Origin of the sequence: Rhodobacter sp. CZR27, assembly GCF_002407205.1 — a bacterium.
In the GTDB taxonomy this organism is placed as follows: domain Bacteria; phylum Pseudomonadota; class Alphaproteobacteria; order Rhodobacterales; family Rhodobacteraceae; genus Cereibacter_A.
The window spans coordinates 228,498-243,144 of the sequence record NZ_CP023548.1 but is presented as its reverse complement, the minus strand read 5'-3'; the positions used below and the strand labels follow the sequence as shown (position 1 = coordinate 243,144).

The window sequence follows — 14,647 nt, the reverse complement described above, 5'->3', positions numbered from 1 at the left end:
CGCAATCGCGGGGAAAGGAAAGCTAAGCTTTGTGACGTATTCGAGGAGATTGTGTCTCCATATTGCATCAAAAGGTGGAAAGAGTAAGGCCGCCCGGAGGCGGCCTCTCATCTTGAGGTAGACTTAAGCTCAGACCCACGGCCTCAAGGTTGCGGCCTTCTTCTCGAAGCCGTCGATGGCTGCCACTTTTTCCAGCGTGAGCCCGATGTCGTCGAGGCCGTTCATCAGGCAGTGCCTGCGGAACGAATCAAGTTCGAACGGGAAGGACTGGCCATCCGAGGTCGTCACGGTCTGCGTCTCGAGGTCCACGGTCATCCGGGCGTTAGCGCCCTTGCGCGCGTCCTCCATCAGCATGGCAACCACCTCGGGCGGCATCACGATGGGCAGGATGCCGTTCTTGAAGCAGTTGTTGTAGAAGATGTCGGCGAAACTCGTCGAGATCACGCAGCGGATGCCGAAGTCCAGCAGCGCCCAGGGCGCGTGTTCGCGCGACGAGCCGCAGCCGAAGTTGTCGCCCGCCACGATGATCTGGGCGTCGCGGTAGGCCGGCTGGTTCAGCACGAAGTCGGGGATCTCGGTGCCGTCCTGATTGTAGCGCATCTCGTCGAACAGGTTCTTGCCGAGACCCGAGCGCTGGATCGTCTTCAGGAACTGTTTCGGGATGATCATGTCGGTGTCGATGTTCACGAGCGGCATGGGCGCCGCGACACCTGTCAGCTTGGTAAATTTATCCATTTCGGTTTCCCTGGGTGGTCCGCCGCAGCGGCGCCGGAGGCGGCCTTCGCCTCCGGCAGGGGATCAGACGGTCTCGGCCATCATCTCGCGCACATCGGTGAGGTGCCCGGTGATGGCGGCGGCTGCGGCCATGCCGGGGCTGACCAGATGCGTGCGGCCGTTGCGGCCCTGCCGGCCCTCGAAGTTCCGGTTCGAGGTCGAGGCGCAGCGCTCGCCGGGGGAGAGCTGGTCGGGGTTCATCGCGAGGCACATCGAGCAGCCGGCAAGGCGCCACTCAAAGCCCGCGTCGATGAAGATCTGCGCCAGACCCTCTTCCTCGGCCTGCGCACGAACGAGGCCCGAGCCGGGCACGACCATCGCCCGCATGCCGGGGGCGATCTTCTTGCCTTTCAGGATCTCGGCCGCGGCACGCAGGTCCTCGATCCGGCCGTTGGTGCAGGAGCCGATGAAGACCGTGTCGATCTTGATGTCGGTCAGCTTCATGCCGGGCGTCAGGCCCATGTATTCGAGGCTGCGTCGCGCGGCCTCGACCTTGCCGCCGGTGAACTCCTCGGGCGAGGGCACGGTGGCGGTGATCGGCAGCACGTCCTCGGGGCTCGTGCCCCAGGTCACGACGGGCGCGATGTCCTCGCCGCGGATCGTCACCACCTTGTCGAAATGCGCGCCCTCGTCGGTGAAGAGCGTCTTCCAGTAGGAAAGCGCCGCTTCCCACGCCGCGCCCTTGGGCGCGTGCGGGCGGCCTTTCACGTATTCAAAGGTCACCTCGTCCGGCGCGATCAGGCCCGCGCGAGCGCCGCCCTCGATCGCCATGTTGCAGACGGTCATCCGGCCTTCCATCGACAGCTCGCGGATCGCCTGCCCGCAATATTCGATGACATAGCCGGTGCCGCCCGCCGTGCCGGTCAGGCCGATGACGGAGAGCGTGATGTCCTTGGCGGTGACGCCGGGGCGGAGGCTCCCGGTGATCTCCACCTTCATGTTCTTCGACTTTTTCTGGATCAGCGTCTGGGTGGCCAGCACATGCTCGACCTCGGAGGTGCCGATGCCGTGGGCGAGCGAGCCGAAGGCGCCGTGGGTGGCGGTATGGCTGTCACCGCAGACCACCGTCATGCCCGGCAGCGTCCAGCCCTGTTCGGGGCCGACGATGTGCACGATGCCCTGACGGATGTCCGACACCGGATAGTAGTTGATCCCGAAGTCCTTCGCGTTCCTGTCGAGCGCCTCGACCTGGATACGCGATTCCTCGTTGTCGATGCGCGTGTCGCGGCCTTCCGTCGTCGGCACGTTGTGGTCCGGCACGGCGATGGTCTTTTCCGGCGCGCGCACCTTGCGGCCGGTCATGCGCAGCCCCTCGAAGGCCTGCGGGCTCGTCACTTCGTGGACGAGGTGCCGGTCGATGTAGAGCAGGCAGGTGCCGTCTTCGGCTTGATGGACGACATGGTCGTCCCAGATCTTGTCGTAGAGCGTTCTAGGAGCGGTCATGGCTCTCTCGCGGATGGCTGATGTCAATGACGGAAAGGCAGTCGGACGCTGCGCCCCGGCATCAAAGCCGGGCGAGGATCGAGAGGCTGGCGCCGTAGAACCGCCAAGGCAGCCGTGCGCGATCGTCCATGTCGAAGATGCGTTCCATGGAGCGGGGTTTTACGCCCGAATCCGGCGTCAGGCAATACGGCGACGAACCGGACGGGCCGACATGCGTTGTGTAGCGTTCCGGGAGGTGCGAGATGACCGAGGTTGCGGACTACAAGGGCTATGAACTGCCCGCCTACGAGGTGGAGCGCGTCGAGGACTCGGTCGAGCTGCGACGCTACGCGCCCCATCTTGCGGCGCAGGTCTGCATCGCCGGGGACCGCGCCACCGCCATCAACCGCGGCTTCCGTGTGCTGGCGCGCTACATCTTCGGGGGCAATTCCCATGGCAGGAAGGTCGCGATGACGGTGCCGGTCACGCAGGCGCCGGACGGGGCCGACCACTGGGTGGTCCGCTTCATGATGCCGGCCGGGTCCAGCGCCGAGACCCTGCCCCCGCCCAACGACAGCCGCATCCAGTTCGTCACCGTGCCCGCGTCGCGGCAGGCGGTGCGCCGCTTTTCCGGCTGGCCGACCTCTCCCACGCTCGAGCGGCAATCGCGCGACCTTGGCGGCTGGATCGCCGCGCGAGGCCTGCCGGTGGCCGCGGGACCGCTGTTCTACTTCTACGACTCGCCGATGACCCTGCCCTGGAACAGGCGGAACGAGGTTGCCTTCCGCCTCGCCGACAGCTAACCGCCTGCCACCGCTCATTGAGATTTCGGGAGGGCGGTGTTACGCTTGCAGCCATGCCCGGCGCCGGGGCCTCAGCGGCGCGCCACACGGGAGGACGATGTCCTGTCTCATTCTGATCCCACGACCGGACTTCCGGTCGGGCAGCGGCCGCCTCGAATGAGCGCCGCGTCTGAAACCACCGACCAACCGTCGAGCGAGGCCCTTCTGCAGGGAATCCTCGCCTCGCTGGAGGATGACAAGGCCGAGGACATCGTGCAGATCGACCTTCGCGGCCGCTCGGACATGGCCGATTACATGGTCATCTGCTCGGGCCGTTCCTCGCGCCAGGTTGCCGCCATCTCGGAAAAGCTGATGGACCGGGTGAAGCAGCAGTTCGGCCGCTTCTCGAAGGTCGAGGGCAAGGAAACCGGCGACTGGGTGCTGATCGATACCGGCGACGTCATCGTCCACGTGTTCCGCCCCGAGGTGCGCGAGTTCTACCAGCTCGAGAAGATGTGGATGCCGGGCGGCGCGCAAGGCCTGTCGCGCGCCTGATGAAGCTAGCCCTCTGCGCCGTGGGCCGGCTTCGCAGCGGGCCCGAGCGTCACCTCGTGGAGGACTACCTCGCCCGGTTCGAGCGCACCGGCCGCCCGCTGGGCCTGCCGCCCGTGCAGTTGATCGAGGTCGAGGACAAGCGCGGCGGCGGCATGGAGGCCGAGGCCGAACTGCTCTCGCGCGCGATGCCCGCCGGCGCGGCCCTCGCCGTGCTGGACGAGCGCGGCCGGACCCTCTCCTCGCCCGAGTTCGCCGAGCAGCTGGCGCGATGGCGCGACGGCGGGCGCGACGTGGCGCTGGTGATCGGCGGGGCGGACGGGCTTGCGCCGAAGCTGCGCGACCGGGCCGATCTGGCCCTGTCCTTCGGGCGGATGGTCTGGCCGCACATGCTGGTGCGGGTGATGCTGGCCGAACAGCTCTATCGCGCCGCCACCATCCTCGCCGGCTCTCCCTACCACCGGGTCTGACTTGTGCCGCCCGCGCGGTTGCGGTAGGCCCGCCCCATGTCAGAGCTTTTCGCCTATACCGACGGTGCCTGCAGCGGCAATCCCGGCCCCGGAGGCTGGGGCGTACTGATGCTTGCCCGCGACGGCGAGGCGGTGGTGAAGGAACGCACCCTGTCGGGCGGCGAGCAGCTGACCACCAACAACCGGATGGAGCTTCTGGCCGCGATCTCGGCGCTGGAGGCGCTGTCACGCCCGGCCGAGATCACCATCGTCACCGACAGCGCCTATGTGAAGAACGGCGTGACCACCTGGATCCACGGCTGGAAGAAGAACGGCTGGAAGACCGCCGACCGCAAGCCGGTGAAGAACGCCGATTTGTGGGAGCGTCTGGACGCCGCGCAGAAGCGCCACAAGGTGACGTGGCGCTGGATCAAGGGTCACGCCGGCCATGCCGAGAACGAGCGCGCGGACGAGTTGGCCCGCGCCGGAATGGCCCCGTTCAAGTCGCGCTAGTTTACGAGCCTTCGTTCGGTTAGGCTTCCCGAATGGCCCGACCGCGCTCCCTTCCCGATGCCGTGGTGCATGAGACGATCTGCCGGCTGCTCGCGGCCGACGGCGACAGGGGGGTGTCCTTCGGCACCGTCTCGCGGGCCACCGGCCTTGCGGCGGCAACGCTCGCCGGACGCTACGGGACCCGGGACGCGATGATGCGGGCGGCGCTGGGTGACTTCTGGGACAGGGTCGAGGCCGCGACCGAGGCCGCGGGGGCGGAGGGCAAGGCCCCCGCCTTCCTGAAGGCGATCAGCCCTGCCGCGGATCCGCATCTCGTCTCGCTCACGCTGGCCATGCCAGACTTGCGCCACCGCGCCGAGGTCTGGCGGCAACAGGTCGAAGCCGCGCTGGCCCTGCGGCTGGGCCGGGCGGAACCGGCGGCCATGATGTTCGCGCTCTGGCAGGGGCAGCGGATCTGGCAGCCGGCGGGCGGCCGGGGCTTTCGCCTCAAGGATGCGGCGAAGCGCCTTGGTCAGGCCCTGTAGCGCCGCCAGAGCCAGATCACCAGCATCGCGCCCGCCACCGCGCCCACGAACAGCGCCAGCGCGCCCGTCAGCGCCATCAGCACGCGCAGCACCAGCCAGCCCACCACCGCGCCCGCCATGCCGATGGCCACCGTCGTGGGCACATCGGCCTCGAGGCGCATGAAGCGCGTGGCAAGGAAGCCCGCCGCGGCACCGACGATCAGCAGCATCAGGTACAGGGTCATCGATCACCTCCGATCGGCGGATTGCCCGCGTCCGCTGTATTACAAGGTCGCGGCGAGGCTGCCCGTCTGCAAGGGGAAGCCGCGAAGGAATTCCTCGGGCTCCATCGGTCGCTTGCCCTCGCGCTGAGCCAGGGTGACCTCGACCGCGCCGTCTCCGCAGGCGATGGTGAACCCGCCGAGCACCTCGCCCGGCCGGCCCTGCCCCGCCGCCAGCCGGCAGCGAAGCAGCTTGACCCGCTCGCCGTTCAGCAGCGTCCAGGCGCCGGGAGCGGGCGACAGTCCGCGGATCTGCCGGTCGATCTCGACGGCGGGCCGGGTCCAGTCGATCTGCGCCTCGTGCTTCGCGATCTTGTCCGCGTAGGTCACGCCGTCGTCGGGCTGCGGCTGCGGCACCAGATCGTCCAGCGCATCGAGCGCGCCGAGGATCAGCCGCGCGCCGATCCCGGACAGCCGGTCGTGCAGGTCGCGCGTCGTCTCTTCCGGGCCGATATGGGTCTTCTCGCACATCAGCACGGGGCCGGTGTCGAGCCCCGCCTCCATCTGCATGATGCAGATCCCGGTCTCGGCGTCGCCCGCGAGGATCGCACGATGGATCGGCGCCGCGCCGCGCCAGCGCGGCAGGAGCGAGGCATGGATGTTCAGGCAGCCGCGCTCGGGCGCATCGAGGATCGCCTGCGGCAGGATCAGCCCATAGGCCACGACCACCGCCACCTCGGCCCCGAGCGCCGCGAATTCCGCCTGCGCCTCGGGGGTCCGCAGCGAACTCGGATGCCGCACCGGCAGGCCCAGCTCTTCTGCGCGCGCCTGCACCGGGGTCGGGCGGTCCTTCTTGCCGCGTCCCGCCGGGCGGGGCGGCTGGCAATAGACGCAGACGACCTCGTGATGGGCATGAACCGCGTCGAGCACCGGCACCGAGAACTCGGGCGAGCCCATGAAGACGATCCTCATGGCCTCAGCCCACCCGGCGCAGGTATTTCTCGGACTTTGCGATGACCATCTTCCGCTTCAGCGCCGAGAGATGGTCGATGTAGAGCTTGCCGTTCAGGTGGTCGATCTGGTGCTGCACCGAGGTCGCCCAGATATCCACGAAATCGCGCTCCTCGACCTCGCCCGCCTCGTTCAGGAAGCGCACCGTCACCGCCCGCGGGCGCGAGATCACGGCCGTGGCGCCGGGCAGGTTCGGGCTGCCCTCCTCGTGGTCGCGGAACTGGCCCGAGGCATGCAGGATCTCGGGGTTGGCAAGCCGGACGGCCTTGCCCCGGCTTTCCGAACAGTCGACGACCGCGAGCCGCAGCATCACCCCGATCTGCGGCGCGGCAAGGCCATAGCCCGGCATCGCATCCATGGTTTCCACCATGTCGTTCCAGATCGCGCGGATCTCGTCGGTCACGGTGGCCACCGGCTCGGCCACGGTCTTCAGCCGCTTGTCGGGATACATCACGAAAGGCCGGATCATGCCGAATACTCCGTCAGGGCCGCCGCCCGCGCCGCCGGCGTCAGGCGGTCGAGCATCACGATGCCGTCGAGGTGGTCGATCTCGTGCTGTGCGCAGATCGCGGCGAACCCGCGCAGCTCCTCCTCATGCGCGGCACCCGAGGGATCGGTCCAGCGCAGCCGGATCGCGGTGGACCGGCGGACGGAGACGCCGATGCCCGGGATCGACAGGCAGCCTTCGAGGCCTTCCTCACGCTCGTCCGACATCCACAGCAGGTCGGGATTCACGAAGACGCGCGGCTCGGCCCAGCCGTCCTTCCACGTCGCATCCATCACGAACAGCCGGATCGCCTCGCCGACCTGCGGCGCCGCCAGACCGCGGCCTCGGGCGTGATACATCGTGTCCAGCATGTCCTTTGCCAACCGGTCCAGATCCGGCCCGAGCACCGCCGCCCCGGATCGCTGCGCGAGCCGGGGGTCCGGCCAGCGCAGGATCGGCAGCGTCGCCATCAGGCCTTCACCACAAGGCCACTCGCCTGCGCACGCTTGAACTTTTCCATCTTGCGCGTGATCATCTGCCGCTTCAGCGGCCGCAGGTAGTCGATGAACAGCTTGCCATCGAGGTGGTCGATCTCGTGCTGCACGCAGGTCGCCCAGAGGCCGGAGAACTGCTCCTCCTCCTCGCGGCCGTCGATGCCGGTCCAGCGCACCTTGACCTCGGACGGGCGCTCGACATCGGCGAAGACGTTCGGCAGCGACAGGCAGCCTTCCTCGTAGGTGTTCACATCCTCGGACTGCCACACGATCTGCGGGTTGAGCATGGCGAGCGGGCGTTTCGCGCCGTCGCCCTCCTTGTTGCAGTCGAGCACGATCAGCCGCCGGGTCACACCGACCTGAGGCGCCGCGAGCCCGATGCCGGGAGCCTCGTACATCGTGGCCAGCATGTCGTCCGCCAGCCGGCGCAGGTCGTCGGTGATCTCGGCGACGGGGTCGCAGATCTTCTTCAGGCGCGGGTCGGGGTGGATCAGGATGGGGCGTATCATGGCCCCGATTTACGACTTGATCGGCCTTCGTGCAATGGCCGGGACGGGCCGGGTCTGCGGCACGCCTTCGCATCCCTTGCGCCCGAACGCCCGGCGCGCAGGGTCACCGGCGTGCCTCCTGCTTGCACCCGCGCGCCCGATGGCTAGGCTCAGCTCCGCGACAAGGAGCCGCCATGAATTTCGACGAGCGCATCGACCGCCGGGGCACCCATTCGGTGAAATGGGACATGATGGAGAAGATCTACGGCGTCCCCGCCGCCACCGGGATCGCCATGTGGGTCGCCGACATGGAATTCCGTCCGCCGGCCTGCGTCCAGGCCGCCGTCGAGTCGATGGCCGCCCATGGCGTCTATGGCTATTATGGCGACGAGCGCGACTACCTCGACGCGATCCGCTGGTGGATGACCCACCGCCATGGCTGGGAGGTGCCGGCCGAGTCGATATTCACCGTCCACGGCCTCGTGAACGGCACCGCGCTCTGCGTCGAGGCCTTCACGCAACCGGGCGACGGCATCGTGCTGATGACCCCGGTCTACCATGCCTTCGCCCGCGTGATCCGCGCGGCGGGCCGCGAGGTGGTGGAGTGCCGCCTTGCGCAGGAGAACGGGCGCTACGTCATGGACTTCGCCGCCTGGGAGGCGCAGATGACCGGGCGGGAGCGCATGCTGATCCTGTGCTCGCCGCACAATCCGGGCGGCCGGGTCTGGACGGTCGAGGAACTGCGGCAGGTGGCCGAGTTCTGCACGCGGCACGACCTGATCCTCGTCTCGGACGAGATCCACCACGATCTGGTCTACCCCGGCCAGCACCATACCGTCATGCCGCTGGCCGCCCCGGAGATCGCGGACCGTCTGGTCATGCTGACCGCCGGCACCAAGACCTTCAACATCGCCGGCGCCCATGCGGGCAATGTCATCATCCCCGATCCGGCGCTGCGCGCGCGCTTCGCGGCACGGGTCGCGGCGCTCGGCATCTCGCCGAACTCCTTCGGGCTGTTCATGGTCACGGCCGCCTATTCCGCCGCAGGTGCGGAATGGGTGGATACGCTGATGCGCTATCTCGACGGGAACCGCCGCCTGTTCGACGAGCGGATCGACGCCATTCCCGGCCTGCGCTCCATGCCACTGGAGGCGACCTACCTCGCGTGGGTGGATTTTTCGGGCACCGGAATGACGACCGAGGAGATCCTGCGCCGGGTCGAGGGTCAGGCGCGGATCGCGGCCAACCACGGCCCGACCTTCGGCGCCGGCGGCGAAACATTCCTGCGCTTCAACATCGCAGCGCCCCGGGCACAGGTGTCCGAGGCGCTCGACCGGCTGACGGAGGCCTTCGCGGACCTGCAGTAGGCTCAGGCCCGCGGGGCGCCCTTCGCGTGCTCGTCACGCCAGAAGTCGACCGGCGGCCTGTCGGTCGGCATCGTTGCCCGCTTGAACTCGCACAGCAGCTCGCCGTTCTCCACGACCGCGCAGACGATGAGGCAGTGGCAGACCAGCCGCTCGCCGTCGTAGAGGTTCACGAGGCCGCGCAGGTTGCGGATCTGGTCGGCATCCAGCGCAAAACCCCCGTCCCACAGCCGAAGCACCGGGATCTCGGTTCCGCCGAAGCGGACCCGCAGCCGGGACTTGCGCTTCATCTCGGCCTTCTGCGCGGCAGCAAGGCCATCCCTGATCTCCTGAGGCAAATACTCGAGCATGAAATACTCCCTGGTGCTCAAAAATGAGTCTGGTGACAAACGGTGAAAAATCAAGCCATACGAAAGAAGATTTCGTGGGGGATGGCAAGGTTGTTACAAAAAATTCGCAGCTTACGCCGCGCGCAGGTAATGTTCCACGATCGTTGCCAGATCGTTCACGGGAGTCGATGTCGCGAAGTAGCCGCAGGCGTTCTGGCAGTGGCTGAAGATCGACCCGTCCGAGAATACGGTGGTGTCGGTCAGGAAGACAACCTTGGCCCAGGGCTGACGGAAAGCGGCGAAGTCGGCCACCGCCAGCGCGGAGCCGTCATCCAGCATGAGGTCCAGCATCACGACCTGGATCCGGTGCGCACACAGCACGCGAACCGCGCATTCCTGAGAATGGGTGACATGCACGGTGATCCCGGCCTCGCGCAGGCGGTCGGCCCATTGTCCGGCAAGATCTTCGCGGCTCTCAACAATCAGGACGTGCATTCTGGCTTCCTTCAAGTTTGCCGAGAACTTGCCTCAGCTTTGGGGGGAAAGCTTAACGCGCGGTTAACGAAATGGCGCATTCCGGGCACGTGTCCGTGAGACGGCGAATGGTTGCCGGATGCAGCGGCCGTTGCCGCCACGGCCGCTGCTGCTAAGGTCGCACCATGCAGTGCCCGCCCACGATCTTCCAGCCCCGTCAGCCGCGACCGCTGCAGGTCCGCAGGCCAGTCGATCTGCCGGGCCGATCCGCATGAGCTGGGGCGTCTGCTGCACGGTGAAGGCGCCGTCCGATCAGGTGCTGGCGTTCGTCGCCCATCACCTCGACCTCGGGGCCGCCCATGTCTGGCTGTTCCTCGACGACCCCGAGGACGAGGCGGCCGACCTGCTGGCGGCGCGGCCCGAGGTGACAGTGACGCACTGCAGCCTCGAGTGGTGGCGCGGCACGCTGGGCCGCCGGCCGCCGAAGCACCAGAACCGCCAGACGTGCAACATGAACCGGGTCTATGCCGAGACCTCGCTGCCCTGGCTTGCGCATCTTGACGTGGACGAGTTCCTGCTTCCCGCGGTTCCGCTGCCCGAGGTGCTGGCCTCGACCCCGTCCGACCAGCCGATCCTGCGCGCGCCCCCGTGGGAGGCGCTGCATGACCCGGACCTGACCGACGACATCTTCACGGCCCGCCAGTTCCGCGCTGCCATGCCCGGCCCCGGTCACGCGGGCAACCGCAGCATCGCCTTCGGGCCCCACGCCCCGCTCCTGCCCGATGGGGTGCTCAGCCATTCCGCGGGGAAGTGCCTGTTCCGCACCGGGCTGTCGCGCTTCCAGCCACGGCTGCACGGCGCCTTCCGCGCCGGAGAGCGTGTCTCCGGCGTGCCCTTCGACGAGCGCCTCGCCCTTCTCCACTTCCACGCGGAGGATCGCGCGCGCTGGCTCCGCCAGCTGCCGTTCCGGCTGTCCCGGGGCGCCTACCAGTTCAATCCCGCGCTGCAGGCCGCGCTTCAGGCGGCGGGTCCGGAGGAGATCCTGGCCTTCTACGACCGCATCCAGAACCCCGATGCCGCCACCCGGGCCGCACTGTCGGCGCGGGGCCTGCTGCGCAGCGCAACGCTGGACCTGAGGGCCAAGGTCTCGCGGCTGTAAGGCCCGCGGCCGGTGCGATCAGGCCACCAGCGACTCGGCCTTCTTGAGATCGACGGAGACGAGCTGGCTGACGCCCTGCTCGGCCATGGTCACGCCGAACAGGCGGTCCATGCGCGCCATCGTCACCGCGTGGTGGGTGATGATCAGGAATCGCGTCTCGGTCCGCCGGGTCATCTCGTCCAGAAGGTCGCAGAACCGCGTCACGTTCGCGTCGTCGAGCGGCGCGTCCACCTCGTCCAGCACACAGATCGGCGCAGGATTGGCCAGGAACACCGCGAAGATCAGCGCAAGCGCCGTCAGCGTCTGCTCGCCCCCCGACAGAAGCGACAGCGTCGAGAGCTTCTTGCCCGGCGGCTGGCACATGATTTCCAGCCCCGCCTCCAGCGGGTCGTCGCTTTCCACCATCACCAGCCGCGCCTCGCCGCCGCCGAAGAGATGGGTGAAGAGCGTGCCGAAGCTGGCGTTCACCTGCTCGAAGGCGGTCAGCAGACGCTCGCGTCCTTCGCGGTTCAGGCCCTGGATGCCGGCGCGCAGCTTCTTCACCGCCTCCTCGAGGTCGATCTTCTCGCTGCGCAGCGTGTCGTATTCCTGCTGCACCGAAAGCGCATCCTCCTCGGCGCGGAGGTTGACGGCGCCCAGCGCCTCGCGCTGCCGCCTGAGGCGGGCGATGTCGGTTTCCAGCGCCTCGACGGTCGGGATACGGTCGGGATCGGTGCCGAGCAGGTCCAGCAGCTGCTGGGGCGTGCGTTCGGTCTCCTCGCGGATGCGTTCCGCGGCAAGCTCCAGCGCCTCGCCGGCGGCGTCGGCGCGCGCCTCGGCGCGGGCACGGGCCTCGCGCGCCTCACCGGCCTGACGCTCGGCCTCGCGCTCGGCGGTCTGGGCATCCCGCAGCGCCGTCTCGGCCGCCGCCAGCGCATCCGCAGCGCGGCTGCGGCGCTCCTCGGCCGCCTCGATCGCCTCGGCCAGATCCTCGCGGCGGGCGGCGATCTCCTCGGGCGCTTCCGAGGCCTCGCGCAGGTCCTCCTCGGTCTGGGCCTTGCGCTCGGCAAGTTCCGCGCTGCGCTTCTCGGCGGTCTCCAGCCGGTGCTTCCAGCCCGAAAGGTCCTTGGTCACCTCCTGCCGGCGCCGCAGCCGCGCCTCGCCCTCGCGCCGCAACTCGTCGGCCTGCGAGCGGCGGGACATCATGGTGATCCGGGCGGCCTCGACCGCCATCTTCAGATCCTCGATCCCCGAGCGCGCGGCGTCCAGATCCGGCAGCGCCAGTACCGCAGCCTCGGCCTCGCGCAGGCGGGTGCGGGCCTCGGCCGCCTCGTCCTCGTAACGCTTCACCGCAAGGCGGGCCGATTCCAGCTTGCCACCGGCAATGGACCGCTCCGCCTCGGCCTTCGAGGCCGCGCGGCTCGCCTCGGTCACCCGCGCATCCGCGGCGCGGCGGGCCTCGCGCGCCTCCTGATCGGCGCGGGTCAACTGCGCCAGCCGCGCCTGAAGCGCCTCATGCGCCTGACGCGCGCCTTCCGCCCGCGCGGCGACCTCCTCGAGATCGCGCTTCAGCGCCACCAGCCGGTTCAGCTGCTTCAGCCGCAACGCCGCGGCCGAGGGCGCATCCTCGGCCCCCGCCCGGAACCCGTCCCAGCGCCAGAGATCGCCCTCAAGGCTGACCAGCCGCTGCCCCGGCCGCAGAAGGGGTTGCAGGGCCGCACCCCGGCTGCGCTCGACCAGACCGATCTGGCCGATCCGGCGGCGCAGCACCTCGGGCACCCCGACATGCGAGGCCAGCGGCTCGCCCCCCGCGGGTAGGTCCGCGGCATCGTCGTAATCCGGCAGCAGTGCCCAGCCCGAGCGCGCCCCGGCCTCGACCTCGGGCGCGCGCAGGTCATCGGCCAGCGCCGCGCCCAGTGCGGCCTCGTAGCCCGGCTCCACCTGCACCCGGTCGAGAAGCTGGGTTCCCGCCTGCGCCTCGCGCTCGACCAGCCGGGCGAGTGCCGCCACCTCGGCCCGCAGGGCATTGGCCTCGCCTTCCGCGGCGGAGCGGGCGGCCCGGGCCTCGGCCTCGCGCGATTGCGCCTCGGCGCGGGCCTCGTCGGCCAGAACCAGCGCCTCCTCGGCGGCTTCGGCGCGCTCCTGCGCCTCTTCCTGGGCCGAGGCCGCGGCCTCGAAGGCCTCGGCGGCGCGCTCCTGCGCCTCGGCGGCCCCTTCGACGGCGTCGCGCGCGCGCGCAGCCTCGGATTCGGAGCGGGCGACGGTCGTGCGCGTGTCGGCCAGCATCCGCTGCGCCGACTGATGGCGCGCGGAAAGCCGTGCCACGTCCTCGGTGCGCTCGGACAGCACCTCCTCGCGTTCCGAAAGGATTGCGGCGGCCTCATGCGCGGCGTCGCTCGCCTCGGTCAGCCGCTCGTCATGGCCCTCGTGCGCCTTTTCCAGCGCGTCGCGTTCCCATTCCAGCCGGGCGATGGTCTCGGCCGCGTCGCGGTTCAGCCCCGTCTCGCGTTCGATGTCGCGCGAAAGCTGGTCCACCCGGGACATCAGCGTTGCGATGGTGGCGCGCGCGCGATCCTCCTCGGCGGCAAGGGCGTCGCGCTGCACGGTCAGGCGTTGCAGGATTGCGCCCGAGACTGCCTCCTCCTCGCGCTTCGGCGGCAGGGCTTCCTCGGCCTCGGCGCGCAGCGTTGCGGCCTTGCGCGCGGTGGCCTCGGACTGGCCGGCCACCACCATGCGCTCGCGCAGCGCGGCCAGCGCCTCGGTCCGCGCCTGATCGGCCTCGCGCCAGCGGCGGTAGAGCAGCGAGCCCTCGGCCCGGCGCAGTTCCTCGCCGATCTCGCGGTAGCGCGCGGCCTGCTTCGCCTGCCGGGCCAGCGTCGAAAGCTGCTGGGCCAGCTGCTCCAGCACATCCTCGACCCGGGCGAGGTTCTGCTCGGTCGCCGTCAGCCGCAGTTCGGCCTCGTGCCGGCGCTGGTAGAGGCCCGAGATCCCGGCGGCCTCTTCCAGAATACGCCGCCGCGCCTTGGGCTTGGCGTTGATCAGTTCCGAGATCTGCCCCTGCCGCACCAGCGCCGGCGAATGCGCGCCGGTCGAGGCATCGGCAAACAGCATCTGGATGTCGCGCGCGCGCACGTCCCGGGTGTTGGCCTTGTAGGCGCTGCCCGCGTCGCGGGTGATGCGCCGCACGATCTCGATCGTGTCCGCATCGTTGAACCCCGAGGGCGCGAGACGGTCGGCGTTGTCAATGACCAGTGCCACCTCGGCGAAGTTGCGCGCCGGCCGCGTCGCGGCGCCGGCGAAGATCACGTCCTCCATCCCCGCCCCGCGCATCGCGGTTGGGCGGTTCTCGCCCATCACCCAGCGCAAGGCTTCGAGCAGGTTCGACTTGCCGCAGCCGTTCGGCCCCACGACGCCCGTCAACCCCTCGTGGATCACCAGATCCGTGGGGTCCACGAAGCTCTTGAAGCCGTTGAGACGGAGGCGGCTGAACCGCAAGGCGCGTTCCTTCTGATTCCCGGTCGGTTCGGCATGGTCCGGTCTGGGGCTGGGCAAGTCAACCGCCGGGCCCCTCATATGGCGGGTTGTGGCCTGTTATCCCCAAGATGTTGCCGTTGACCCGTAGGCCGTGACGCTGTGAGATGGCCCC

The 14,647-nt window shown here is 69.1% G+C and carries 17 protein-coding genes; 7 read left to right on the top strand and 10 right to left on the bottom strand.

The features are described from left to right. Positions 1-129: 129 nt before the first annotated feature. The gene (gene leuD / locus CK951_RS01175; protein ID WP_096784434.1) at positions 130-735 is read right to left on the bottom strand and encodes a 3-isopropylmalate dehydratase small subunit; all 606 of its coding nucleotides are present in this window, start codon (positions 733-735) and stop codon (positions 130-132) included. A 63-nt stretch (positions 736-798) separates the two neighbouring features. Beyond that, positions 799-2,217, bottom strand: a complete 1,419-nt coding sequence (leuC, locus tag CK951_RS01170) for a 3-isopropylmalate dehydratase large subunit (protein ID WP_096784433.1) — start codon at positions 2,215-2,217, stop codon at positions 799-801. A 242-nt stretch (positions 2,218-2,459) separates the two neighbouring features. Between leuC and CK951_RS01160 the strand changes: the two genes are divergently transcribed. From CK951_RS01160 to CK951_RS01140, 5 genes are all read left to right on the top strand, one after another. Beyond that, complete coding sequence (locus tag CK951_RS01160) at positions 2,460-2,999, top strand: heme-binding protein (RefSeq protein ID WP_096784432.1); 540 nt, start codon at positions 2,460-2,462, stop codon at positions 2,997-2,999. A gap of 213 nt (positions 3,000-3,212) precedes the next feature. Beyond that, a complete protein-coding gene (rsfS, locus tag CK951_RS01155; protein WP_096787127.1) occupies positions 3,213-3,533 on the top strand; it encodes a ribosome silencing factor in 321 nt (106 codons plus the stop codon). Next, positions 3,533-4,000: a 23S rRNA (pseudouridine(1915)-N(3))-methyltransferase RlmH gene (gene rlmH, locus CK951_RS01150; protein WP_096787126.1), complete on the top strand. Its 468-nt coding sequence runs from the start codon at positions 3,533-3,535 to the stop codon at positions 3,998-4,000. Before rsfS ends, rlmH begins: the two co-directional genes overlap by 1 nt. Positions 4,001-4,036: 36 nt before the next feature. Beyond that, positions 4,037-4,492: a ribonuclease HI gene (gene rnhA / locus CK951_RS01145; protein WP_096784431.1), complete on the top strand. Its 456-nt coding sequence runs from the start codon at positions 4,037-4,039 to the stop codon at positions 4,490-4,492. A 32-nt stretch (positions 4,493-4,524) separates the two neighbouring features. Further along, positions 4,525-5,016 (top strand): transcriptional regulator, encoded by a 492-nt coding sequence (locus tag CK951_RS01140; RefSeq protein ID WP_096784430.1) that lies wholly within the window; start codon positions 4,525-4,527, stop codon positions 5,014-5,016. On the opposite strand, the gene CK951_RS01135 is transcribed toward CK951_RS01140, so the two are convergent. Genes CK951_RS01135 through def (CK951_RS01115) form a run of 5 tightly spaced genes read right to left on the bottom strand, consistent with a single transcriptional unit; the run spans position 5,004 to position 7,717 of the window. Next, positions 5,004-5,240, bottom strand: a complete 237-nt coding sequence (locus tag CK951_RS01135) for a GlsB/YeaQ/YmgE family stress response membrane protein (RefSeq protein WP_096784429.1) — start codon at positions 5,238-5,240, stop codon at positions 5,004-5,006. The two genes, CK951_RS01140 and CK951_RS01135, sit on opposite strands and share 13 nt — an antisense overlap. A 39-nt stretch (positions 5,241-5,279) precedes the next feature. Beyond that, positions 5,280-6,188, bottom strand: coding sequence for a methionyl-tRNA formyltransferase (gene fmt / locus CK951_RS01130; protein ID WP_096784428.1), 909 nt, complete (start codon positions 6,186-6,188; stop codon positions 5,280-5,282). 4 nt (positions 6,189-6,192) lie between these two features. Next, positions 6,193-6,696, bottom strand: coding sequence for a peptide deformylase (gene def / locus CK951_RS01125; protein ID WP_096784427.1), 504 nt, complete (start codon positions 6,694-6,696; stop codon positions 6,193-6,195). Next, entirely contained in the window at positions 6,693-7,184 is a 492-nt protein-coding gene (gene def, locus CK951_RS01120) for a peptide deformylase (RefSeq protein ID WP_096784426.1), read from the bottom strand. The genes def (CK951_RS01125) and def (CK951_RS01120) overlap by 4 nt, the downstream gene beginning before the upstream one ends. Then, positions 7,184-7,717: a peptide deformylase gene (gene def / locus CK951_RS01115; protein ID WP_096784425.1), complete on the bottom strand. Its 534-nt coding sequence runs from the start codon at positions 7,715-7,717 to the stop codon at positions 7,184-7,186. Before def (CK951_RS01115) ends, def (CK951_RS01120) begins: the two co-directional genes overlap by 1 nt. 173 nt (positions 7,718-7,890) lie before the next feature. On the opposite strand from def (CK951_RS01115), the gene CK951_RS01110 reads away from it, so the two are divergent. Beyond that, positions 7,891-9,063, top strand: a complete 1,173-nt coding sequence (locus tag CK951_RS01110; protein WP_096784424.1) for a MalY/PatB family protein — start codon at positions 7,891-7,893, stop codon at positions 9,061-9,063. Positions 9,064-9,065: 2 nt separating this feature from the next. Here CK951_RS01110 and CK951_RS01105 read toward each other — a convergent pair whose 3' ends face one another. Together CK951_RS01105 and CK951_RS01100 are read right to left on the bottom strand one after the other, a co-directional pair. After that, positions 9,066-9,410 carry a hypothetical protein gene (locus tag CK951_RS01105; protein WP_096784423.1) on the bottom strand — a complete coding sequence of 115 codons (345 nt, stop codon included), beginning with the start codon at positions 9,408-9,410 and terminating at the stop codon, positions 9,066-9,068. 111 nt (positions 9,411-9,521) lie between these two features. After that, the gene (locus CK951_RS01100; RefSeq protein WP_096784422.1) at positions 9,522-9,884 is read right to left on the bottom strand and encodes a response regulator; all 363 of its coding nucleotides are present in this window, start codon (positions 9,882-9,884) and stop codon (positions 9,522-9,524) included. 250 nt (positions 9,885-10,134) lie between these two features. Between CK951_RS01100 and CK951_RS01095 the strand changes: the two genes are divergently transcribed. Next, positions 10,135-11,022 carry a glycosyltransferase family 2 protein gene (locus CK951_RS01095; protein ID WP_157764487.1) on the top strand — a complete coding sequence of 296 codons (888 nt, stop codon included), beginning with the start codon at positions 10,135-10,137 and terminating at the stop codon, positions 11,020-11,022. Between the two features lie 18 nt (positions 11,023-11,040). Here the strand turns inward: CK951_RS01095 and smc are convergent, their stop codons facing one another. Beyond that, positions 11,041-14,496 (bottom strand): chromosome segregation protein SMC, encoded by a 3,456-nt coding sequence (smc, locus tag CK951_RS01090; protein ID WP_096784420.1) that lies wholly within the window; start codon positions 14,494-14,496, stop codon positions 11,041-11,043. Positions 14,497-14,647 lie beyond the last annotated feature (151 nt).